The organism is Zestomonas ipomoeae, from assembly GCF_057128665.1.
In genome coordinates, this window is the sequence record NZ_JBSKHQ010000004.1 from 20,276 (window position 1) to 43,819 (window position 23,544).

Below are 23,544 nucleotides of genomic sequence, written 5' to 3' on the forward strand. Positions count from 1 at the left end.
CAAGCGGCGACAGAACGGCACACTTCTGTAGGGGCGAATTTATTCGCCAACGTCCGCAAGGCGAACGAATTCGTCCCCACAACCAGCGGCTGCGCGGTTCAGTAACCGCGCATTTCCTCGTCCTTGAAGCGGCGGAACTCGCTGCTGCCGAGGACCAGCGCCAGCAGGCTGTCCATGGTGTAGGGGTCGTTGTCGAAGCCGCCGTGGCTGGTGGCGCGGCTCCACCGGCTGTCGCGACCGGCGACGTAGAGGTGGCCGCTCGGCGGCTGCGGCGCGCCGTGGTAGCGCGCCATGCCCAGCAGGGGAACCTGCTGCCACTTGTCCTCGAAGGCGTTGCTCACCAAATACAGCAGCGACTTGCGGTAGATCAGCGCGACGTTGTCGGCGCGCTCGTCCACGTCCGAGAGCAGGAACAGGTGCTGCTGGCGCACCTGCTGGCCAAGCAGCGGCGCCACCCGTTCCTGATGCAGTGCCAGACTGCTGGCCGGTGCCAGCAGGATCAGGTTGTCCAGCGGCGGCCCTCCGAGGGCGTGCCAGACCTGCAGCAGGCGCGCCTGCCAGATTGCCCCGGCGCTGTGCCCGACCAGATGCACGCGCGGCGCCGCCGGGCCCTGCTGGGCGAGCCAGGCGATCAGCCGGCGCAGGGTCTGGCTGCCGGCGGCTTCCGGCAGGAAGGCCCGTTCGCAATCACGCTTCATCTCCTGCCAGAGGGAGTGGCCGAGCGGCTGGGCGAGCTTTTCCAGCTGGTTGTCCCACCAGGAACTGAGCGCGCCGACGCGGTCGTCCGCCGCTTCGCGCTTGCTGCGCAGCACATCGGCCAGCTCTTCCCGCAGGCCGCTTTCCCAGATGAAGTGCAGGTCGTGCACGCCGTTGTCGGCGAAGGCGCGGCGCCATTTGTAGACGCGCATCGCCGCATTGCTGACCTGGTTCAGCCCGCCGTGGGCATACAGCAGCAGGTGCTTGGGCCGATGCAGCTGCAAATGGCTGATGATGCCGTCGAGCTGCGCTGGCGAGGAGGCGAACTCGCCGATTGGATCGAAGATGCCATCGTCGATGTGCAGGTAGTTGAGGGCGATCAGCTCCGGACGCGGCCCGCCGGATGCCGGACGCGCCGTGCCGCCGGCGGCCACGTAGCGGCTGGCGGTATCGCTCACCCGGTAGTCCACCGGCACCCCGAGCTGGGCGACCCAGACGTCCCAGACGTTGGCTTCGAAGTCCGCGTAGGTCCACAGGGCCACGCCGGCGCGCGACCGGCCGTCCACCGCCAGCCCGCCCCAGCCCGCGCCCCAGGAGTTCTGGATGAGAAAGCCCTCGCGGTTGTAGCCGACGATGGCGAAGGCATGCCCGGCTCCCGGCGGCTCGGCATCGTTCCAGCGGATCACCCCGCCTGGCGGCTCCTCCCAGCCGCTGTGGGTGGCGGCGGAGGCCAGCAGCACGCCGACGTCGCGCAGCGCCGCCTGCACGTCGTTGATGCGCGCCAGCACGCGAAAATAGGCGCCGAGGGGAACCTCCTGGGCCTGTTGCTGGATCTGCGGGGTCAGTCCGCCGCGATAGTCCGCCGGCCAAACCTCGGCCGCCACGGCGCCGTGCTTGTACCAACCCTTCATGGCGCCGCGGGTGCTGCTGTGGTTGTAGTTCTCGCCCGGCCACTGGTCGTAGCGCCTGGCCATGGCGAACAGCATGTCCGGGCTGACCCTGGTATCGCCGGCGCGCAGGTAATCGATCAGTGCGGCCAGGGCATAACCGGTGCAGGCGCCTTCCGCGCCCTGGTCAAGAATGTTCAGCCGCGGCCAGTCGGGGTACAGCTCGACTGGCAACGGGCAGAGCGACGCCGAATAGATCAGGTCGCGAAAGTCCATGGAGTCGCGGCGTACATCCAGTTCCGCCGGGACGTCCAGCTGGGTATCGGCAGCCATGGCCGTCTCCTTCCAGGGAGCGATTCATAGCTGAAAGCATCGACCAGGGGGTGGGGAAGTCAAAGCGCAGCGGCGAGCGCCGCCGCGCTGCACCGCAGCGCTTAGAGCACGCCGGCGCCGCGCAGTTCGTCGATGCGTTGCGGGCTCAGCCCCAGCACCTCGCCGAGCACCTTCGCGGTGTGCTCGCCGAGCAGCGGCGGCGCCTGACGATACTCCACCGGCGTCTCCGACAGGCGGATCGGGCTGGCCACCTGCGGCACCGTGCCGCCCAGCGGATGCGGCAGTTCGACGCGCAGGCCGCGGGCCAGCACCTGGGGATCGGCGAACACCTGGGCCAGGTCGTTGATCGGCCCGCAGGGCACGCCGGCCGCCTCCAGCTGGGCGACCCACTCGGCGGTGGTCTTGAACACCGTGGCCTGGCGGATCAGCGGGATCAGCTCGCCGCGATGGGCGACGCGAGCCTTATTGGTGGAAAAGCGCGGGTCGTCGGCCAAAGCCGTAAGGCCGGCGACCTCGCAAAACTTACGGAACTGGCCGTCGTTACCGATGGTGAGGATGAAGTCGCCATCGGCGGTGGGAAAGTCCTGGTACGGCACGATGTTCGGGTGGGCATTGCCCAGGCGTTTGGGCGCGTTGCCGGTGGTCAGGTAGTTCATCGCCTGGTTGGCCAGGCAGGCCACCTGCACGTCGAGCAGGGCCATGTCGATGTGCTGGCCAATGCCGGTCTGGTCGCGATGGGCCAGGGCGGCGAGCATGGCCACGGTGGAATAGAGACCGGTGAGGATGTCGGTCAGCGCCACGCCGACCTTCACCGGGCCGGCGCCCTCCTCGCCCTCGGCGCGACCGGTCAGGCTCATCAGCCCGCCGAGGCCCTGGATCATGAAGTCGTAGCCGGCGCGCTTGGCGTAAGGCCCGCTCTGGCCGAAGCCAGTGATCGAGCAGTAGATCAGCCGGGGATTGGCCGCCTTCAGCGCGGCGTAGTCCAGGCCGTAGGCCGCCAGGCCGCCGACCTTGAAGTTCTCGATGAGGATGTCCGACCGCGCCGCCAGCTCGCGCACCAGCCGCTGGCCCTCGGGCTGGGTGAAGTCGATGGTCACCGACTGCTTGTTGCGGTTGGCCGAGAGGTAGTAGGCCGCCTCGGGGGTGTTCTCGCCCTCGGCATCCTTGAGGAACGGCGGGCCCCAGTGGCGGGTATCGTCGCCGCTGCCGGGGCGCTCGACCTTGATCACCTCGGCGCCGAGGTCGGCGAGAATCTGCCCGGCCCAGGGCCCGGCGAGCACGCGGGACAGGTCGAGTACGCGAATATGCGAGAGGGCACCGGGCATGGCGGAAACTCCTAGGGATACACGGTTGGCCCCCTCTCCCAAAGGGTGAGGGGCGCAGGTCAGAAGAACGCCTGGATGCCGGTCTGCGCGCGGCCGAGGATCAGTGCGTGCACGTCGTGGGTGCCCTCGTAGGTGTTGACCACCTCCAGGTTGACCAGGTGGCGGGCCACGCCGAACTCGTCGCTGATGCCGTTGCCGCCGAGCATGTCGCGGGCCAGGCGGGCGATGTCCAGGGCCTTGCCGCAGCTGTTGCGCTTCATGATCGAGGTGATTTCCACCGCGGCGGTGCCTTCGTCCTTCATGCGGCCGAGGCGCAGGCAGCCCTGCAACGCGAGCGTAATTTCGGTCTGCATATCGGCCAGCTTCTTCTGGATCAACTGGTTGGCGGCCAGCGGGCGGCCGAACTGCTGGCGATCCAGGCAGTACTGACGCGCGGTGTGCCAGCAGAACTCGGCAGCGCCCAGCGCGCCCCAGGAAATCCCGTAGCGGGCGGAGTTCAGGCAGGTGAACGGACCTTTCAGGCCGCGCACGTCGGGAAAGGCGTTCTCCTCGGGGCAGAACACGTTGTCCATGACGATCTCGCCGGTGATCGAGGCGCGCAGGCCGACCTTGCCGTGGATCGCCGGGGCGCTCAGACCTTCCCAACCCTTTTCCAGCACGAAGCCGCGGATCTCGCCGGCGTCGTCTTTCGCCCACACGACGAACACGTCGGCGATCGGGCTGTTGGTGATCCACATCTTGCTGCCGGAGAGACGGTAGCCGCCGTCGACCTTCTTGGCGCGGGTGACCATAGAGCCCGGGTCGGAACCGTGGTTCGGCTCGGTCAGGCCGAAGCAGCCGATATATTCGCCAGACGCCAACTTAGGCAGGTACTTCTGCTTGGTCGCCTCGTTGCCGAACTCATGGATCGGCACCATCACCAGCGACGACTGCACGCTCATCATCGAGCGATAGCCGGAGTCGATGCGCTCCACTTCGCGGGCGATCAGGCCGTAGCACACGTAGTTCAGGCCGCTGCCGCCGTAGGTTTCCGGGATGGTGGCGCCGAGCAGGCCGGTCTCGCCCATCTCGCGGAAGATTGCCGGGTCGGTCTGCTCGTGACGAAAGGCTTCCAGCACCCGAGGGGCCAGCTTGTCCTGGGCGAACTGCTGGGCGCTGTCGCGCACCATGCGCTCTTCCTCGGTCAACTGCTGGTCCAGCAGCAGCGGGTCGATCCAGTTGAAGCTTGCCTTGGCCATTCGGGAATTCCTCGGAAATACGTGGGTCGTGCATTCATCCTAGGCAGCCCTGGCGATCTGGGCAAACGAGGATTTTGCACGGCATTGTGCGTTTTTCTCATTCCGTGGAAAGATTGATGCCTGTATCAGCGCCAGATTAGTGAGGTCAGCGCATGCGCCGCAAGATCCCCAGTACCGCCGCCCTGCTCGCCTTCGAGGCGGCCGCACGCCATGAGAGCTTTACCCGCGCCGCCGAGGAACTGGCGCTGACCCAGAGCGCGATCTGCCGGCAGGTCGCCGGGCTGGAGGAATTCCTCGGCATCGCGCTGTTCCGCCGCTCGCGGCGCGGGGTCAAGCTCACCGAGGCCGGACGCGGCTACAGCCGGCGAGTCGCCGCGCAATTGGATGCGGTGGAACGCGACACCCTGTCGGTGATGGGCCAGCACGGTGCCGACGGTCTGGAACTGGCGGTGGTACCGACCTTCGGCACCCAGTGGTTGTTGCCCCGCTTGAAGCGCTTCCAGGCCCTGCATCCGGAAGTGACGGTGAACCTGACCAACCGCACCCGGCCGTTCCTGTTCGCCGATACCGAGTTCGACGCCGCGCTGTATTTCGGCGACGGCGACTGGTCCGGTACCCAGTGCCATTACCTGATGCCGGAGAACGCCATGCCGGTGTGCAGCCCGGACCTGCTCGGCGGGCGCACCCGCGTCGATGCCGAGGCCATCGCCGGCCTGCCGCTGCTGCAGCAGAGCACCCGCCCCTATGCCTGGCGCCAGTGGTTCGCCTCCCTCGGCCTCAGCGTGCCGCGGGACATGACCGGGCCGCGCTACGAGCTGTTCTCCATGCTCGCCCAGGCGGCCGAACACGGCATGGGCGTGGCGCTGATCCCGCCGTTCCTGATCCAGCGCGAACTGGCCGAAGGTCGCCTGGTGATCGCCAGGGAGCACGCCAGTGTCAACGACAAGGCCTATTACCTGGTGATTCCCGAGCGCAAGGTGGAGTCGGCGGCGCTGCAAGCCTTCCGCGACTGGCTGGTGGAGGAGGCGCGGCGCTATCGCGAGCCGCAGTGACGCGCGAGGTCAGCCCTCGCCGCCGTCGGCCAGATGGATGTGGGCGCGCAGGGCGTAGCGGCTGCCGGGGTGCCAGAGTTGGGCGACGCTGACCAGGCGACCGCCGGACCAGGTGCGGCGCAGCAGCAGCAGGCAGGGCTCGTCGGCGTCGATACCGAGCAGCTCCTGCTCGCGCGCACCGGGCAGGCGGGCGCTGAGCAGGTGCTCGATGTCGGTCAGCGGGCAGGTGCGGCTGAGGTGCTGGTTGGGGGTGAGCTGGGTGTAGTCCTGTTCGAGGTAGTCCGGGCACAGCGCAGGGTTGACGTAGCGGTCTTCCAGTTGCACCGGGATTTCGTTTTCGCAATGCACGATCAGGCTGTGGAACACCGGCTCCTGGATGCGCACGGCCAGGCGCTGGGCCAGCTCGGCGTTGGCACTGAGCTGTTCCAGGTGCACGATGCGGGCGCTGTATTCATGGCCGCGGGCACGGATTTCCTCGGCGATGTTGCGGATCTCGGTGAGCGGCGACTCGGCCCGCGGCTCGGCGATGTAGGTGCCATCGCCGACGAAGCGCTCGACCACGCCGGCATCGGCCAGCTCGCGGATGGCGCGGTTAACGGTCATGCGGCTGACGCCGAATTGCTCGGCCAGGCTGGTCTCCGCCGGAATGCGGTCGCCCGGCCGCAGCTCGCCGGCACGGATGGCGGCGAGGATGTGGCTCTTGATGCGCTGGTACTGCGGGGCGTCGGCGGTGCTCATGGCGGCATAGCATACCTGTGCAGAGACGAAGCGGCTCGGGCTGCGCCTGTAGGGGCGAATTTATTCGCCTGATACGCCGCCAGGCGAATAAATTCGCCCCTACAGGTACGCAGGAACCACCTTTAGAACCAGAACGTAGCCCGGATAAGTCGCAGCACGCGGCGCAATCCGGGAAGCGTGGTCCCGGATTGCGCTGGCGCTTATCCGGGCTACGAAGCTGACCGAAAACCACGTAGGGCGGGTGCAACCCGCCGAGGCCCCGTGAGGCGGCGGGTTCCACCCGCCCTGCGGCTGACGACTGCGCCCGTAGGGGCGAATTCATTCGCCTGACGCGGCGTCAGGCGAATGGCCCTACCAATGCCTGCATCACAGGCTCGGCAACAACCCCGCCGTGGCGTAGTCGTTGTACGAACCGGCGCGGATCAGAGCGCTGGCGGCTTCGATGTCCGGGGCGAAGTAGCGGTCCTTGTCGTAGAACGGCACGCGCTCGCGCAGGCGGCCTATGGCACCTTCGAGCAGTTCGGAGGTGCGCAGCGGGCGGCGGAATTCCACGCCCTGGGCGGCGGCGAGCAGCTCCACGGCGAGGATGCCGGCGGTGTTTTCCGCCATGTCCAGCAGGCGGCGGCCGGCGAAGGCGGCCATGGACACGTGGTCCTCCTGGTTGGCCGAAGTCGGCAGGCTGTCCACCGAGGCCGGGTGGGCGTAGGTCTTGTTCTCGCTGGCCAGGGCAGCGGCGGTGACCTGGGCGATCATGAAGCCGGAGTTGACCCCACCGTTCTCCACCAGGAACGGCGGCAGGCCGCTCAGGTGCGAGTCGATCAGCAACGCCATGCGCCGTTCGGAGAGCGAGCCGATCTCGGCGATGGCCAGCGCCAGGTTGTCGGCGGCGAAGGCCACCGGCTCGGCGTGGAAGTTGCCGCCGGAGAGGATCTGCGCGTCTTCCGGGAATACCAGCGGGTTGTCGGAGACGGCGTTGGCCTCGATCTCCAGCACCCGCGCGGCGTGGCGGATCTGGTCCAGGCAGGCGCCCATCACCTGCGGCTGGCAGCGCAGGGAGTACGGGTCCTGCACCTTCTCGCAGCTGCGATGGCTGTCTTCGATTTCGCTGTGGTCGAGCAGGCGGCGGTAGGCGGCGGCGACGTCGATCTGCCCCGGCTGGCCGCGCACGGCGTGAATGCGTGCATCGAACGGCGTGCGGCTGCCTTTGGCCGCCTCCACCGAGAGCGCGCCGGAGACCAACGCGCTGGCGAACAGGTCCTCGGCGGCGAACAGCCCGCGCAGGGCGAAGGCGGTGCTGGCCTGGGTGCCGTTGAGCAGGGCCAGTCCCTCCTTCGGCGCCAGGGTCAGCGGTTGCAACCCGGCGATGCGCAGCCCGTCGGCGGCCGGCAGGCGCTGGCCCTGGTGGATCACTTCGCCCTCGCCGAGCAGCACCGCGCTCATGTGAGCGAGCGGCGCCAGGTCGCCGCTGGCGCCCACCGAGCCCTTCACCGGCACGCAGGGGTAGACCTCGGTTTCCAGCAGGCGCATCAGCGCATCCAGCACCACCTGGCGAATGCCGGAATGGCCGCGGGCCAGGGAGTTGATCTTCAGCACCATCATCAGCCGCACGGTGCCCTCGTCCATCGGCGCGCCGATGCCGGCGGCGTGGGACAGCACGATGGAGCGCTGCAGAACCTCCAGGTCCTTGGCTTCGATGCGGGTGTTGGCGAGCAGGCCGAAGCCGGTGTTGATGCCGTAGATCACCCGCCCCTCGGCGAGCAGCTGGCTGACGGTGGCGGCGGAGGCGGCGATGACCGCGCGGGCCTCGTCGGCCAGGCGCAGGCGCACCGGCTCGGCGGTGACGCGGCGCAGCTCGGCGAGGCTCATGCGGCCGGGGTTGATCAGCAGGTCGTACATGTTCGTGTCCTCGGATGGCCATGGGGGCCGGTCGTAATCAGGGGGACGCTGGGCGTCCGAAAAATCCGTTGGGACCGTAGGGTGGGTTGAGCGCAGCGATACCCACCATGGCGGCCTTGGCAAACGTGCATGGCTGGGGCCCCGCTCCTTGGGTATCGCTCCGCTCAACCCAACCTACGAATGATGCGCTTCGCCCCAACCTACAAATTGCGCGGCTCAACCCAACCTACCGTTCACTCCGTTTTCAGCATCGGCAGATCGAGCCCCTGCTCGCGGGCGCAGCGCTGGGCGATCTCGTAGCCGGCGTCGGCGTGGCGCATCACCCCGGTGCCGGGGTCGTTGCGCAACACCCGGCCGAGGCGCCTGGCCGCCGCGTCAGTGCCGTCGGCGACGATCACCACCCCGGCATGCTGGGAGAAGCCCATGCCCACCCCGCCGCCGTGGTGCAGCGAGACCCAGGTGGCGCCGCCGGCGGTGTTCAGCAGGGCGTTGAGCAGCGGCCAGTCGGACACCGCGTCGGAGCCGTCGCGCATGGCTTCGGTCTCGCGGTTGGGGCTGGCCACCGAGCCGGAGTCCAGGTGGTCGCGGCCGATGACGATGGGCGCCTTCAGCTCGCCGTTGGCGACCATCTCGTTGAACGCCAGCGCCAGGCGCGCGCGGTCCTTCAAGCCGACCCAGCAGATGCGCGCCGGCAGGCCCTGGAAGGCAATGCGCTCGCGGGCCATGTCCAGCCAGTTGTGCAGGTGCGGGTCGTCGGGGATCAGCTCCTTCACCTTGGCGTCGGTCTTGTAGATGTCCTCGGGGTCGCCGGACAGCGCCACCCAGCGGAACGGGCCGATGCCTTCGCAGAACAGCGGGCGGATATAGGCGGGGACGAAGCCGGGGAAGTCGAAGGCGTTCTGCACACCCTCTTCCAGCGCCATCTGGCGGATGTTGTTGCCGTAGTCGAGGGTCGCCGCGCCGCGCGCCTGCAGGTCGAGCATGGCCCGCACCTGCACCGCCATCGACTGCTTGGCCGCCTTGACCACCGCCTGCGGCGCGTTCTGCTGCTCGGCGCGCCACTGCTCCATGCTCCAGCCGGCCGGCAGGTAGCCGTGCAGCGGGTCGTGGGCGCTGGTCTGGTCGGTGACGCAGTCCGGGGTCACGCCGCGCTTGACCAACTCGGGGAACACCTCGGCGGCGTTGCCCAGCAGGCCGACGGAGATCGCCCGGCCCTCGCGCCTGGCGTCGTCGATCAGGCGCAGCGCTTCGTCCAGGCTGCTGGCCTTGTGGTCGAGGTAACGGGTGCGCAGGCGGAAGTCGATGCGCGTCTCGTCGCACTCCACCGCCAGCATGCAGAAACCGGCCATGGTCGCCGCCAGCGGCTGCGCGCCGCCCATGCCGCCGAGGCCGCCGGTGAGAATCCAGCGGCCCTTGGGGTTGCCGTCGAAATGCTGGTTGGCCACCGCGTAGAAGGTCTCGTAGGTGCCCTGGACGATGCCCTGGGAGCCGATGTAGATCCAACTGCCGGCGGTCATCTGGCCGTACATCATCAGGCCCTTGCGATCCAGCTCGTGGAAGTGCTCCCAGGTCGCCCAGTGCGGCACCAGGTTGGAGTTGGCCAGCAGCACTCGCGGCGCGTCGGCGTGGGTCTGGAACACGCCGACCGGCTTGCCGGACTGGATCAGCAGGGTCTGGTCGTCTTCCAGCCGCTTGAGGGTATCGAGGATGCTGTCCAGGCACTCCCAGTTGCGTGCCGCCTTGCCGATGCCGCCGTACACCACCAGCTTGTCCGGGTGCTCGGCCACCTCGGGGTCGAGGTTGTTGTGCAACATGCGGTAGGCGGCCTCGGTCAGCCAGCTCTTGCAGGTCAGCTCGCCGCCACGGGGCGCGCGCAGGGTACGGGGTCCGGTCATTGTTGTTCTCCTGGCCGTCAGCGGGCCAATTTCCAGAGCAGTCGGGCGGCGCTGCGGGCGCCGTGGTTGTCGATGTCGAAACGCGGGTTGAACTCCACCACCTCGGCCAGGGCCAGGCGGCCACTGGCCTTGACCCGGTCGACGATGGCTTCGATGAATTCCAGCGGCACGCCACGGGCGGCCGGGGCGCTGACGGCGGGCATCACGCTGGCCGGCAGCACGTCGAGGTCGATGGACAGCTGCACGGCGTCGACCCCGTCGCAGAAGGCGTCGATGCGCTCCAGCAGCGCCGGCAGGCGCTGCGCGTCGAGGTCCTCGTCGAGCCACCAGGTGAGGCCGAAGTCGCGGGCGTTGTCGAACAGCGCGGCGCTGTTGGACGGCTCGGCGACGCCGAGGCAGAGGTAGTCGAACGGCCGGCCGCGCTCGCGGTGCCAGGCGCCGATCTGGGCGAAGGGCGTACCGGAGCTGGCACGGGCGGCGCGGCGCAGGTCGAAGTGGGCGTCCAGGTTGATGATGCCGAAGCGTGCCTCCGGCCGCGCCTGGGCCAAACCCTGGAAGGTGCCCCAGGCGGTCTCGTGGCCGCCGCCGAGCACCAGCGGCAGGTGGCCGGCCTTGAGCAGCGCGGCGACGGCGTCGCCGAGGGCCTGCTGGGCGCCTTCCAGCTCCTCGCCCTCGCAGCGCACGTCGCCGGCCTCGTAGACCGGCTGCGAGCCGTGCCAGGCCAGGTTGGCCAGCGCCTTGCGCAGCGCCAACGGCCCTTCGGCAGCGCCGACCCGACCCTGGTTGCGGCGCACGCCCTCGTCGCTGGCGAAGCCGAGCAGCGCCACGCCGCTGGCGTCGGCGTTCTCGATGGGGCGCACGCACTGGTGCCAGCGCAGCGCGCGCGGGCCTTCGTCGGCGTCGACGCGGCCGCTCCAGAGGCTCATATCGGTGTTCATCGCGGCTCTCCCTCCAGCACCCGCTGCCACAGGCGCGGGGTCAGGGGTTCGTAGATCAGTTGCGCGGGATGCCCGACATCCCACAGGGCGAAGTCGGCGCGCAGGCCGGGGCGAATCATTCCGCGATCGGCCAGGCCCAGGGCGCGGGCGGCCTCGCGGGTCATGCCGGCGAGGGCTTCTTCCGGGGTCAGGCCGAACTGCGTGCAGGCCAGGTTGCCCATCAGCCGCAGCGAGGCGAACGGCGAGGTACCGGGGTTGAGGTCGCTGGCCACCGCCAGCGGCACGCCGGCGGCGCGCAGGGCAGCAACCGGCGGCTTGCGCGTCTCGTTGAGAAACAGGAAGGCGCCGGGCAGCAGCACGGCGACGGTTCCGGAGGCGGCCAGCGCGGCGATGCCGGACTCGTCGAGGTATTCCAGGTGATCGGCGGACAGCCCGGCGAACTCCGCCACCAGTCGCGCGCCGCCCTGGTCGGACAGCTGCTCCACATGGCCCTTGATCGGCAGGCCGAGCTGGCGGGCGCGCTCGAACACCCGGCGGCTCTGCGCCGGGGTGAAGCCGACGGTTTCACAGAACAGGTCCACCGCATCGGCCAGGCCGGCCTCGGCGGCGGCCGGCAGGATCTCCTCGCACACGCGCTGGATATAGCCATCGGCATTGCCGGCGAACTCCGCCGGCACCGTGTGCGCCGCCAGCAAGGTGGTGCGCACCCGCAGCGGCCGCTCGGCGCCGAGGCGGCGAGCGACGCGCAGCTGCTTGAGCTCGTGCTCCAGGCTGAGGCCGTAGCCGGATTTGATCTCGACCGTGGTCACGCCCTCGTTCAGCAGCGCCTGCAGGCGCGGCAGCGCGGCCTCGAACAACTGCTGCTCGCTGGCGGCGCGGGTGGCCGCCACGGTGGAACGGATGCCGCCGCCGGCCGCGGCGATCTCGGCGTAGCTGGCGCCGTTCAGCCGCCGCTCGAAGTCCGCGGCGCGGTCGCCACCCCAGACCAGGTGGGTATGGCAGTCGATCAGCCCCGGCGTCAGGCAACGCCCCTCGCCGTCGATCACCTCGGCATCGGCCGACGACCGCCACTCGGCCATCGGCACCAGGCGCTGGATCACGCCGTCGGCGACCTCTACTGCCGCCAGATCGTCGAGCAGGCCGTAGGGCTGCGGCCGGTCCGGATCGAGACTGGCGAGGCGCAGGTTGATCCAGCTGCGGGTCGAAGTGGGCATGGCATGTCCCTTGATTTATTTGTACATACAAATAGAAGCAAATGACCCATCAGTCAAGCTTAATGTATATACAAATGATCGAGCGCTTCCGCGGCTATCCCGTGAAAGGCTTCACAACCTGCCCGCCAGGCTGCTTGCGCGCAGCCCTGTGCCAGTAGAATGCCGGCCTTTGAAATCGATCCGGGCCGACCCTCGGCCCGTCCGGAGGCATTCATGGACGAATCGCAGCAGCATTGGCTCCTCGCGCTGTCCGCCCCGATGGTGGGGATCAATCAGGAAGCCGGCTACACCGAGCCCGGCTTCTACAGCCCCGAGGTACGCAGCGGCGTCGACCTCAACCATAGCTGGGGCATCACCGACCGCGGCGGACTGCTGGAGACGATCGAGGGCATGGCCGACAACGGCCATGCCGCGCGCCTCGCTCCGGCCTATTACGATTTCGACCGGCAGTCGCCGAGCCAATGGCGAGCCACCCTCGCCGAGCTGGACGAGCGCACACGGGTGCTCTACGAGTTCGCCGCCCGCACCGCCAGCGAGTGCGGCGCGGGCGGCATTCGCTCCTGGGACCTGGGGCGCATGGGCTTCCTGATCCGCTGCGGCCTGCGCAACGGCTGGGTCGACCTGGCGGAAAGCCTGTGGCTGCAGCAGCGCCTGGCCCTGCGCGCGCAGTACTACTACCGCAGCTGGCCCGCCTACATCAGCGGCTTCCTGTTCGGCCGGGTGTTCTGGATGTACCTGAACATCGAGCAGCCGGTCGAGCTGCAAGCCTGCCTGAGCCATGCCGGCGGCCACCCCGGTAACCACGAGATGATCCAGCACCTGTGCTTCCACGAGCAGTCGCCCCTGCGCGCGCTGCCCTGGCACATCGAGCTGCCGGAGCTGGACAAACCCGACAGCCTGCAGGAGTTCGACTGGTCATGACCACCTCGTGCTGGGACACCCTGGGCATCGCCGCCACCAATGACCTCGAGGTCATTCGCGATGCCTACCGCGGCCGCCTGCCGCACCATCACCCGGAAACCGACCCCGAGGGCTTCCAGCGCCTGCGCCGCGCCTACGAAGAAGCGCAAGCACTGGCCCGCGAGCAGGAGCCGACGACCGCCGAGTCCACGCCGGCCCCTGAGCACGAAAGCGTGCCGGCGCTGCTCGAAGCCTTCCGCAACCTGCTCGCCGACCCGGCCCAGCGTTTCCTGCCGGACGCCTGGTTGCGCTATATCGAGCAACTCGACCAGAGCACCCTGGAAGAACTGGATGCCCTGCACTGGCCGCTGTTGCAGGAGCTGCTCAACGCCCGGCCGCTGGCCCATGCCTGTGCCCGCCCGCTGTTGCAGCGCATGACCTGGCAACAGCGCCTCGGCGAACTGGACCCACAGCAAGCCGAGGCCATCGACCAGCGCCTGAACGAGATCGCCAACGAAGACGACCTGTTCGACTTCAGCAGCGCCGCCAGTTGGTCCTGGGAGGCCCAGCAGGAAAGCATCTGGTATCTGCACCACCTGGAACACCTGTTCCGCCGCCAGTCCGCCGAGCAATTGGCCTTCGCGCTGCAGCTGCATGGCGCGCAGCCGCTGCCGGATCAGGCGCGCATCCCGGAGTTGTTGCTGGCCTGGTGCACGCGGGCCGGGGTCGGCATATCGAGCCTGCTCACGCTGTGCCAGGAGCGCCTCCAGCGCACGCCGGACGACCTCGACTGGCGCTACTGGCTGGCCTGCCAGGCCGAGGCGCTGGGCGAAACCGCGCTGGCCCGCGAGCAATGGCTGTGGCTATGGCGCGAGCGGCGCCTGCCGCAAGCCGCCGAGGGGCTGTTGAACGCCTGCCGCCGCGACGCCCCGACGCGCCTGCCGTTGCTGATCCTCGCCCTCGACCCCGCCAAGCCCTACCAGGCTTGGCCGCAGGACTGGGACCAGGCGGCCCAGGCCTATGGCGGCGGCCCGATGCAGGCACCGGAAACCCGCGCGCGCTGGGCCAGGGCCGTGGCCGACGAGCTTCCCGGCGTGGCCGGCCTCTACCTGGAGTGGAGCCTGGGCGTCAACGAACAGGCCTTGCTGATCGCCCTGCTCGGCGACGACGGTCGCGATCCGTTGCTGCGCCTGTATCGCCATGCCTGGGCACTGGAGCGTGGCGACGATGCCTTGCTGCGCGACATTCTCGCCGCCGCGCCGCCCAGCGACCCGCTGGACCGGCTGATCCTCGAGGGCCTGCAGCGCCACGCCCAGCTGCGCCTGGCCTGGCTGCAGCAGGCGCCGGTGCCGCGCGCGCTGCGCGCCTACCTGGCCAGTGACGAAGCCGAGCCGGTGCTGGAGGCTACGCTGAGCAGCCCCGGCAACGAAGCCAGCCGCCTGGCCTGGTTCTGGTTGCAGCGGCGCTGGCCGTTCGCATTGCGCGACCTGCACCGGCTGCACAAAGCCGGCCTGCTGGAAGGCAGCGCGCTGCAACTGAGCAAGCTGCGCACGACCCTGCAACTGGCCAAGGAGAGTGTGGAATGGCCGTTGCCGGCGGGCGTTGATGCCGAGCTGCGCTGGGCCTGGCAACGCCAGAACGAGTTTTTGCTCAACCTGCTGTGCGCACCGCAGCGCTGGCTCGACCTGCTGGAGGGCGACGTGCTCGCCGCCCTGCCCACCACGCCCGGCCATCCGGCGGTGCCGCTGATCAAGACCCTGCAGGTGCTGCACGGGCGGGATGGCCATTTCGAAGCCCTGCATCAGTTCCTGCGGCAGGATCAGCCGATCGAAGCGCTGCTGGGGCAACGCCTGCCGTTGACTGTGGAGCGCTTCCTGGCGAGCCGCGCGCCGCTGAGCAGCGAGCAACTGTTTCAGTGCGCCGAGCAGAGCGACGAAGCCATCGAACAACAACCGATGAGCGCCATGCTGCTGTATGCGGTGCTACACCACGACCCGTCGCTGTCCCAGCAGCAGCGCACCGAGGCGCTGCGCGCCCTGGCCGATTACCGGAGCCAGGCGGATTGGTTCGAAGCGTTCCGCAACGGCCTGGTACGCGGCAAACCGGCGCGGCCGGGCCAGGATCTATTGGGGGAGTTGCAGCCGGCCTACAACAGCGCCCTGGACGCCCTCGGCGTGCTGATTGCCGGCGCGCCGCCGCGCACCAAGCAGTTGCGCGCGCTGCAGCGATTGAAGGACAACGCCGAAATGCCCAGCATCCTGCGCCTGGCCGTCGCCGGGCTGCTGCAATGGAGCGAACGCCTGCTGCTGGGCAAGGCCAGCGAAGAAGTAGTGCCGGCCTGGCAGGTCTGGCGGCTGGGGTCGCGCCTCGGCGCGGGCGCCTTTTGCCTGCAGATGCTGGGCTATTCGGCGCTGGCTGGCTACCTGCTGCTCCACAGCCATCCGCTGACGATCCTGTTGCCGCTGCTCGGGCTGCTCGGTGCCGCCCTGCGCCGGCTGCACGATATCGGCCTCGGCCTCGGCATGCTGGTATTCCTCCTGGTGCTCGCCTTCGTGCTGCCGTTCGCCCCGCTGGCGCTGTGCTTCCTGCCCGGCGATTCATTACCGAACCGCTACGGCCCACCCCCCGGTAGCCGGCCGCGCTTCGAAGGTGGCGGCCTGCAGGCGGTCTTGCGCGGCGAGGCCTGAGCTACAAGCCCAGCTGGTCGAGCAGGCCGCCCAGCTCGCTGCGGCCGGCGTCGATGCGCTTGCGGTCCTGGCCAAGCAGCAGGCGCTCGAACTCGGCGAGCCACTCGCCGATCTGCTGGCGCTGCTCGCCGAGGGCCTGGCCCCAGGCCCGCTCCAGGCGCGCCAGCAGGGTGCGGTTGGGCAGGCTGTCGCGCGGGTGCACCTTCAGCTTCTGCAGCCGCTCGTGGCTGGCGGCGCGGGCGGCTTCGTCGAGACCGCTGGGGCTGCGGTCGATCACATGGCTATGGCGCTCGCCGCTGTCGGGCAGGATCACGTCCACCTCCAGCAGGCCGTTGATGTCGTAGCTGAAGCGAATGTCCAGCGACTGCACACCATCGCCCCTGGGCAACGGCACCTCGAAGGCATCGACGAACAGGTTGTCGGCGACCCGCGGCTGCTCGCCCTGGTAGACCTGCACGCGCACGTGGGTCTGCTCAGGATGGCCGCTGTAGAAGCGCTCCACCCGCGACACCGGCACCACGGTGTTGCGCTCGATGATCGGCGAGAACATGCCGTGGCGTTCGCCCTGGGTGGTGGCGATGCCCAGGGTGTAGGGGCAGACGTCGGTGAGGATCACCTCCTCGATGGCCTGGTCACGGGCGCGGCAAGCAGCCTGGGTAGCGGCGCCGAGGGCGACCAGGGTGTCCGGGTCGAGATGGCGGTAGGGCAGCCGGCCGAACAGCGTCGCCACCAGTTGCTGCACCACCGGCAGGCGGCTGGAGCCGCCGACCAGCACCAGACTGTCGAGGGCCGAGGGCTTCAGCCGGGCGTCGCGCAGGGCCTGCTCGATGGGCGCGCGCAAGCGCGCCAGCAACGGCTTCCAGATCTGCTGCGCGCGGGCCTCGTCCAGTTGCCACTCGCGGCCTTCCCAGCGCAGCGTCTGCGGGCCGTCGGCCAGGGCGCACTTGAGCTGCTCGACGGCGTCCAGCAGGCGCGCCAGGGCCAGCGGTTCGAGTGCATCGCGGCTCAGTCCCCAGTCCGCCAGGCAGGCCTGTACCAACGCTGCGGTGAAGTCCTCTCCGCCGAGGAAGTTGTCGCCGGTGGAGGCGTTGACCTCGATCAGCGGCAGCGCGTACTCCAGCACGGTGACGTCGAAGGTGCCGCCGCCCAGGTCGAAGATCAGGCTGCGCTCGAAAGCCCGCTCGTGCAGGCCGTAGGCCATGGCCGCGGCAGTCGGTTCGTTGATCAGCCGCGCCACCTTGAGCCCGGCCAGCTCAGCGGCGAAGCGGGTGCGTTTGCGCTGCTCGTCGCTGAAATAGGCCGGCACCGAGATCACCGCCTCATTGACCGGGCAGCCGAGAAAGGCCTCGGCATCCTGCTTCAGCGAACCCAGCACCAGCGCCGACAGCTCTTCCGGGCTGAAGCGCTGGTCACCGAGCAGGTAGCGCTTGTCGCTGCCCATGAAGCGCTTGAAGGCTGCGGCGCTGCGCTCGGGATGGGTGGTGAGGCGGGCGCGGGCGGCACGACCGACGAGAATGCTGCCGTCCTCGTCGACGCTGACCGCCGAAGGCGTGAGGAACTCGCCGAGCACATTGGGGATCAGCTCGGCACGACCCTCGCGCCAGACCGCCACCAGGCTGTTGGTGGTGCCGAGGTCGATGCCGATCAACGGTTCATCCATGGGAAAGCCTCCTTCCATGACGTCGATAAAACGGCGGCAATTCTACCGGCATCGCGCAGCATCTGCCGTGAAACATATCAGGTGCGCCGTCGCGGATTGACTCGTACACTTGCGGCACCCGAAAGGGGGCACGCTTTGCCAAACGCATACTTGCGCGCATTTGTAGCGTGCCAAGCGAGGCAACCTGCCCGAATGTGAGCACTTCTGACCGTGCGTTGCATCACGCCATGGCCAGGAGCTTCTTCCTAGAATCCGGGAGCCTCTGCGCCGAGTCGGCTCTTGCCGCCTCTGCGCCATTTCTGGCCCATCTGCATGAAGCCCCTTGTTGGCATGGACGCGATCATTGAAAAAACACCGGGCCGACACCCTTCGCTTGTCAGGCACCTCGGACACCCACCGGGAAGCCCCCCTGCCCACGCGCTACGACGGCGATTTCGTCCAACGCGCACGCCGAGTCATCTTGGCAAAAGCATATGAATTGGCGGCGCAACCTTCATTAGGAATGGTCTGAAAAAGCTGCTCGCGAATATGCGCTCAAACACCCCCGCGAATAACCGGGGGGAGTTTCGCAAACTCGAGCTTTTCAGATTTTCCTTCGAGGGCGCAACCATGGAAGTACTGAGAACACACATCGGAGGATTTTATGGAAAAGATTCTTTTTAGCACCGATCAAATGCCAGCGGGAATGGAGGTCAAGCAAATCTACTCCATGATCCAAGTTACAGGCACAGTAGAAATATCGAACAAAGGGCTGCTTCGCAGCTTAGTGGAGCGCAACCGAAACGAATACCAGGAGATATTGGATCGCTTTACAAGCTATGCCCCGAGAGAAGCCAACGCAATCATTGGCGTCCAAATTTCTACGGCGGCACAGGCATTTAATAGTGGCTCATTTCTTTATATTACCTACATCGGTACACCGGCCATTATCGGCGATATAGAAACCCGCTGACGAATAATGCTCCCCACTTGTCCTTCAGCCAGGGCGGGTCATTGACCCGCGCGGGGTGATGTTCGGGAGCACGCCGAGGCGGTTGATGGATTGACCGGCAATGTTTCGCGGTTGGGCTTCGTGCGGGTTGTGGGGATCGAACGGCGGGTTACGCCGCTACGCGGCTAGCCCGCCCTACCTGGCTAATGAGGATGAAATAAAAAACATAAAGAATGGAATGAGTAAGAGGTGTGATTGTGAAGAGAGTTGATTTAGAGCGACGTGTGGTTGGGTTTTTATTTTTATGCTACTTGGTGCTTTCCATTGTCTTCTTGTTCTTCGCGAGATGGATTTGGGTTGAATATTTTAGTTTGCTTACGCTGTTTTATTCTCCGTCTCATCATGTTTTGGCGATTGCTCTCCCATTAGTTATCCTGGCTTCTTCATATTGGTATCAGAATGGATTTCTGGCTCGATTATCTCTTTTTGTTACTGCTTTCGTATTTTGTCAGTTGATGATAAGGCAGCTTGTTGAGATTTTCTTGGAGACAGATATTGAATTTGATGAATTTATTAGATTGGTTGCTTCCTGCGTGGTTATGATTGCTCTTTCTCTTAATGTGGTAAGGGTGACGAGAGGCCTTGTGGGGTTGGAGACATTTTGTATTGCCCTATTTGCAGGTGGTTTGTGTGTTGCACCTTTTGTAGTTCGTGCATTAGAGGTTGGTGTGAGATTGTAGTTTTGTAGGGCGCGCTGATCGGGGCTTACCTCCGCGCCGTGGTGCTGGCTGGCACAGTGGCAGCAGAACTTGAGTGGGGGTTACAAATCGTCCGGCGGGTTACGCCGCTGCGCGGCTAACCCGCCCTTGTGTTGGCCGAGGGATGCCGCGCCATAGGCTGTTGGCGGTGCCGAGAACCACCCGACCATCCGGTTTGCCGCCCCCTCCCCCCGTCCGTAGAATGCCGCGATGCAAAACGATCCCGAACTCCTCATCGCTTATCTCAACGACGCCCAGCGCCAGGCCGTGGCCGCTCCGGTCGGGCGGCAACTGGTGCTGGCCGGCGCCGGCTCGGGCAAGACCCGTGTGCTGGTACATCGCATCGCCTGGCTGATCCAGGTGGAAAACGCCTCGGCCCATTCCATTCTCTCGGTGACCTTCACCAACAAGGCCGCCGCCGAGATGCGCCACCGCATCGAACAACTGCTGGGCATCAGCCCGGCGGGCATGTGGGTCGGCACCTTCCACGGCCTGGCCCATCGCCTGTTGCGCGCCCACTGGCAGGAGGCCGGGCTGGCGGAGAACTTCCAGATTCTCGACGCCGATGACCAGCAGCGGCTGGTCAAGCGGGTGATCCGCGAACTCGGCCTCGACGAGCAGCGCTGGCCGGCGCGCCAGGCGCAATGGTGGATCAACGCACAGAAGGACGAGGGCCTGCGCCCGCGGAACATCCAGGCCGGCGGCGACCTGTTCCTCGCGACCCAATTGAAGATCTACGAGGCCTACGAGGCGGCCTGCGCCCGCGCCGGGGTGATCGACTTCTCCGAGCTGCTGCTGCGCGCCCTCGATCTCTGGCGCGACAAGCCGGGCCTTCTGGAGCACTACCAGCGGCGCTTCCGCCACATCCTGGTGGACGAGTTCCAGGACACCAACGCGGTGCAGTACGCCTGGTTGCGCCTGCTGGCCCGTGGCGGCGACAGCCTGATGGTGGTCGGCGACGACGACCAGTCGATCTATGGCTGGCGCGGCGCGCGCATCGAGAACATCCAGCAGTTCAGCGACGACTTCCCGGATGCCGAGACCATTCGCCTGGAGCAGAACTACCGCTCCACCGCCAGCATCCTCAAGGCCGCCAACGCGCTGATCGCCAACAACCAAGGACGCCTCGGCAAGGAGCTGTGGACCGAGGGCGGCGACGGCGAGCCGATCGGCCTGTACGCCGCCTTCAACGAGCACGACGAGGCGCGCTACGTGGTGGAGGGTATCGAGCGGGCGATCAAGGACGGCCTGGCACGCAGCGAGATCGCCATCCTCTACCGCTCCAACGCCCAGTCGCGGGTGCTGGAAGAGGCACTGCTGCGGGAGAAGATTCCCTACCGCATCTACGGCGGCCAGCGCTTCTTCGAGCGTGCCGAAATCAAGAACGCGATGGCCTACCTGCGGCTGATCCATATCCGCCACAACGATGCGGCGCTGGAGCGGGTGATCAACGTGCCGGCCCGTGGTATCGGCGAGAAGACTGTCGAGACCCTGCGCGAGATCGCCCGCCAGCACGGCACCTCGCTGTGGACCGCGCTGCACCAGGCGGTGGGCAACAAGCTGGTGCCCGGCCGCGCCGCCAGCGCGCTGAACGCCTTCGTCGAGCTGGTCGACACCCTCGCGCTGAAGGTCGAGCAGATGCCGCTGCACCTGATGACCCAGACGGTGATCGAGCAGTCCGGCCTGCTCGCCTATCACCGCGACGAGAAGGGCGAGAAGGGCCAGGCGCGGGTGGAAAACCTCGAGGAGTTGGTCAGCGCCGCCCGTGCCTTCGAGCATGAGGAGCTGGAGGACGATCAGTCGCCGCTCACCGCCTTCCTCGACCACGCCTCGCTGGAGGCCGGCGAGCAGCAGGCCGGCGACCACGAGGACAGCGTGCAGCTGATGACCCTGCACAGCGCCAAGGGCCTGGAGTTCCCGCTGGTGTTCCTGGTTGGCATGGAGGAGGGGCTGTTCCCCCACAAGATGAGCCTGGAAGAGCCCGGCCGCCTGGAGGAGGAACGCCGCCTGGCCTACGTCGGCATCACCCGCGCCATGCAGCGGCTGGTGGTGACCTACGCCGAGACCCGTCGGCTGTACGGCAGCGAGACCTACAACAAGGTGTCGCGCTTCGTCCGCGAAATTCCGCCGTCGCTGGTGCAGGAAGTGCGCCTGTCCGGCAGCGTCAACCGGCCCTATGGCGGCAGCGCGCGCAGCAACGCCGGTACCAGCTCCATGTTCGCCGGCGCGGCGGTGCCGGAGACCGGCTTCAACCTCGGTCAGCGCGTGCGCCATGCGCTGTTCGGCGAGGGCGTGATCCTCAACTTCGAAGGCGCTGGCGCGCAGGCGCGGGTGCAGGTGAATTTCGATGGCGAAGGCAGCAAATGGTTGATGCTGGCCTACGCCAAGCTGGAAGCGTTCTAACCGCCCCGTGGGGCTAACAAGAAAAAAGGGAGACTCCATGAACCGCCGCCACCTGTTCGGTGCCGCCGCCCTGCTGGCCATGCTCGGCCTGACCGCCTGCAAGGACGACAGCGCACCCGAGAAGACCACCGCCGAGCCGACGCCGGCCTTCACCTGGAAGATGGTCACCGCCTGGCCGAAGAACTATCCGGGCTTGGGAACCGGCGCCAACCGTTTCGCCGAGCGGGTCAACGCCATGAGCGGCGGGCGGCTGACCGTCAAGGTCTATGCCGGCGGCGAGCTGGTGCCGCCACTGGAGGTGTTCGACGCGGTATCACGCGGTACCGCCGAGATCGGCCACGGCGCGTCCTACTACTGGAAGGGCAAGGTGCCGGCGGCGCAGTTCTTCACCGCGGTGCCGTTCGGCTTGTCGACCAGCGAGATGAACGCCTGGCTGAGCCACGGCGGCGGCCAGCAGCTATGGGACGAGGCCTATGCGCCCTATGGCGTGAAGCCGCTGGCGGCGGGCAACTCCGGTATGCAGATGGGCGGCTGGTACAACAAGGAAATCCATACCCTGTACGATCTCAAGGGCCTGAAGATCCGCATGCCCGGCCTTGGCGGCGAGGTGCTCAGCCGGCTCGGCGCGACCACCGTCAACCTGCCCGGCGGCGAGGTATTCACCGCCCTGCAGACCGGCGCCATCGACGCCACCGACTGGGTCAGCCCCTACAACGACCTGGCCTTCGGCCTGCACAAGGCGGCCAAGTACTATTACTACCCTGGCTGGCAGGAACCGCAGGCGGTGATCGAACTGCTGATCAACCAGAAGGCCTACGACAGCCTGCCGGCCGACCTGCAGGCGATCGTCAGCGAGGCCGCCCGCGCCTCGACCCAGGACATGCTCGACGATTACGTCTACAACAATGCCATCGCCCTGGAAGAGTTGAAAAAGCAGGGCGTCGAACTGAAGCGCTTCCCCGATGACGTGCTGGCGGCACTGCGCGAGGAGTCCGAGCGGGTACTCGGCGACCTGGCCGGACAGTCCGAGCTGAATGGCCGCATCTGGGCCTCGATGAAGGCCTTCCAGGCCCAGGTCGGGCAGATGCATCGCCTCTCGGAGAAGGAGCTGTACAACTGGCGCTGAGCCAGCGGTCAGTCGACCCTAGAACAGTGGCCACTGGCCAGCTAGACTCTGCCGCAGCCTGCCCCTCCCCAGGGTTCGGGCTGCACTAGCTGCCAACCACCCGCTCAAGGATCGCCATGAAGCGCACTCTGCTGCTGACCGCCCTGCTGATTCCCATGACCGCCCTGGCCCAAGGCTTCGAGGGCACATACGTCGGGCTCTACACGGGTTACGCCTGGGCCCACGACCAAGGCACCAGCTACGACCGGACCAGCGGCGCCAAGACCGGCTGGACGCAGGAGAACCATCCCCGTTCGGCGCAGTATGGCGGCCTGTTCGGCTACAACTGGACACTGTCGCAACGCTGGCTGCTGGGCCTGGAGGCGGACTACGACGGCCGCGCCGACAACCGCGACGGCAGTCTGCAGAAGCTCAATGGCGTCACCAGCGCCAACTTCAGTGGCACCAGCGAAATCGAATCCAGCGGCTCCCTGCGGGGCCGGTTCGGTTATCTGCCCACCGATGACCTGTTGCTGTTCGCCACCGCCGGCTATGCCTACGCCAAGGTTGCGCGGGAGTGGCAGACCGTCGGCGGTTCGACAGACTCGAAAACCATGGGCGCGGACGGCTGGACGGTCGGCGCCGGGGCCGAGTACCGGCTGGGCCTGAACTGGTCGACCCGCCTCGAGTACCGCTACAGCGACTTCGGCACGCAGAAGAAGATTCCTGTCGATATCTGGGGCGAGAACTTCAATCAGCGCCTGACCGAACAGAGCGTGCGCCTGGGCGCGGCCTACCGGTTCTGATCTGCCGGGGGCAGGGCCGCTCCCCGCCCGTCGCCTCTTCCCATCAAGGCACCCCGCCGCCGCCATACTGAGCGGCGGAGGT

At 67.3% G+C, this 23,544-nt stretch carries 17 protein-coding genes; 8 read left to right on the forward strand and 9 right to left on the reverse strand.

The features are described 5' to 3' along the window. Window positions 1–98: 98 nt before the first annotated feature. The 3 genes from ACWKV7_RS07170 to ACWKV7_RS07180 all read right to left on the reverse strand — a co-directional run bounded on the left by ACWKV7_RS07170 (window position 99) and on the right by ACWKV7_RS07180 (window position 4,479). Window positions 99–1,916, reverse strand: coding sequence for a C1 family peptidase (locus tag ACWKV7_RS07170; RefSeq protein ID WP_483856972.1), 1,818 nt, complete (start codon window positions 1,914–1,916; stop codon window positions 99–101). Window positions 1,917–2,017: 101 nt separating this feature from the next. Continuing rightward, on the reverse strand, window positions 2,018–3,241 hold the full coding sequence (locus tag ACWKV7_RS07175) for a CaiB/BaiF CoA transferase family protein (RefSeq protein WP_483856973.1): 1,224 nt from the start codon (window positions 3,239–3,241) through the stop codon (window positions 2,018–2,020). A 59-nt stretch (window positions 3,242–3,300) separates the two neighbouring features. Then, window positions 3,301–4,479, reverse strand: coding sequence for an acyl-CoA dehydrogenase (locus tag ACWKV7_RS07180; RefSeq protein ID WP_483856974.1), 1,179 nt, complete (start codon window positions 4,477–4,479; stop codon window positions 3,301–3,303). 152 nt (window positions 4,480–4,631) lie between these two features. Here ACWKV7_RS07180 and ACWKV7_RS07185 point away from each other — a divergent pair, with 152 nt between their 5' ends. Continuing rightward, window positions 4,632–5,531 (forward strand): LysR family transcriptional regulator, encoded by a 900-nt coding sequence (locus ACWKV7_RS07185; RefSeq protein WP_483856975.1) that lies wholly within the window; start codon window positions 4,632–4,634, stop codon window positions 5,529–5,531. Window positions 5,532–5,540: 9 nt separating this feature from the next. Here the strand turns inward: ACWKV7_RS07185 and hutC are convergent, their stop codons facing one another. The 5 genes from hutC to hutI all read right to left on the reverse strand — a co-directional run bounded on the left by hutC (window position 5,541) and on the right by hutI (window position 12,212). Further along, window positions 5,541–6,269, reverse strand: a complete 729-nt coding sequence (gene hutC, locus ACWKV7_RS07190) for a histidine utilization transcriptional repressor HutC (protein WP_483856976.1) — start codon at window positions 6,267–6,269, stop codon at window positions 5,541–5,543. Between the two features lie 366 nt (window positions 6,270–6,635). Then, the gene (gene hutH / locus ACWKV7_RS07195) at window positions 6,636–8,165 is read right to left on the reverse strand and encodes a histidine ammonia-lyase (RefSeq protein WP_483856977.1); all 1,530 of its coding nucleotides are present in this window, start codon (window positions 8,163–8,165) and stop codon (window positions 6,636–6,638) included. Between the two features lie 233 nt (window positions 8,166–8,398). Continuing rightward, a complete protein-coding gene (gene hutU, locus ACWKV7_RS07200) occupies window positions 8,399–10,060 on the reverse strand; it encodes a urocanate hydratase (RefSeq protein ID WP_483856978.1) in 1,662 nt (553 codons plus the stop codon). Between the two features lie 17 nt (window positions 10,061–10,077). Then, window positions 10,078–10,998 (reverse strand): formimidoylglutamase, encoded by a 921-nt coding sequence (gene hutG / locus ACWKV7_RS07205; protein WP_483856979.1) that lies wholly within the window; start codon window positions 10,996–10,998, stop codon window positions 10,078–10,080. Continuing rightward, on the reverse strand, window positions 10,995–12,212 hold the full coding sequence (hutI, locus tag ACWKV7_RS07210) for an imidazolonepropionase (RefSeq protein WP_483856980.1): 1,218 nt from the start codon (window positions 12,210–12,212) through the stop codon (window positions 10,995–10,997). Before hutI ends, hutG begins: the two co-directional genes overlap by 4 nt. Window positions 12,213–12,425: 213 nt before the next feature. On the opposite strand from hutI, the gene ACWKV7_RS07215 reads away from it, so the two are divergent. Further along, a complete protein-coding gene (locus ACWKV7_RS07215; protein ID WP_483856981.1) occupies window positions 12,426–13,133 on the forward strand; it encodes a DUF1266 domain-containing protein in 708 nt (235 codons plus the stop codon). After that, the gene (locus ACWKV7_RS07220; protein WP_483856982.1) at window positions 13,130–15,799 is read left to right on the forward strand and encodes a DUF805 domain-containing protein; all 2,670 of its coding nucleotides are present in this window, start codon (window positions 13,130–13,132) and stop codon (window positions 15,797–15,799) included. Before ACWKV7_RS07215 ends, ACWKV7_RS07220 begins: the two co-directional genes overlap by 4 nt. A gap of 1 nt (window position 15,800) precedes the next feature. Here the strand turns inward: ACWKV7_RS07220 and ACWKV7_RS07225 are convergent, their stop codons facing one another. Beyond that, the gene (locus ACWKV7_RS07225; protein ID WP_483856983.1) at window positions 15,801–17,459 is read right to left on the reverse strand and encodes an Hsp70 family protein; all 1,659 of its coding nucleotides are present in this window, start codon (window positions 17,457–17,459) and stop codon (window positions 15,801–15,803) included. Window positions 17,460–18,102: 643 nt separating this feature from the next. Here ACWKV7_RS07225 and ACWKV7_RS07230 point away from each other — a divergent pair. The 5 genes from ACWKV7_RS07230 to ACWKV7_RS07250 all read left to right on the forward strand — a co-directional run bounded on the left by ACWKV7_RS07230 (window position 18,103) and on the right by ACWKV7_RS07250 (window position 23,462). Then, a complete protein-coding gene (locus ACWKV7_RS07230; RefSeq protein WP_483856984.1) occupies window positions 18,103–18,411 on the forward strand; it encodes a hypothetical protein in 309 nt (102 codons plus the stop codon). 236 nt (window positions 18,412–18,647) lie between these two features. Further along, window positions 18,648–19,130, forward strand: coding sequence for a hypothetical protein (locus ACWKV7_RS07235; protein WP_483856985.1), 483 nt, complete (start codon window positions 18,648–18,650; stop codon window positions 19,128–19,130). A 228-nt stretch (window positions 19,131–19,358) separates the two neighbouring features. Continuing rightward, window positions 19,359–21,551, forward strand: coding sequence for a DNA helicase II (uvrD, locus tag ACWKV7_RS07240; RefSeq protein ID WP_483856986.1), 2,193 nt, complete (start codon window positions 19,359–19,361; stop codon window positions 21,549–21,551). A gap of 37 nt (window positions 21,552–21,588) precedes the next feature. Continuing rightward, window positions 21,589–22,677, forward strand: coding sequence for a TRAP transporter substrate-binding protein (locus ACWKV7_RS07245; RefSeq protein WP_483856987.1), 1,089 nt, complete (start codon window positions 21,589–21,591; stop codon window positions 22,675–22,677). 116 nt (window positions 22,678–22,793) lie between these two features. Further along, window positions 22,794–23,462, forward strand: a complete 669-nt coding sequence (locus ACWKV7_RS07250) for an outer membrane protein (protein WP_483856988.1) — start codon at window positions 22,794–22,796, stop codon at window positions 23,460–23,462. The last annotated feature ends 82 nt before the right edge of the window (window positions 23,463–23,544 follow it).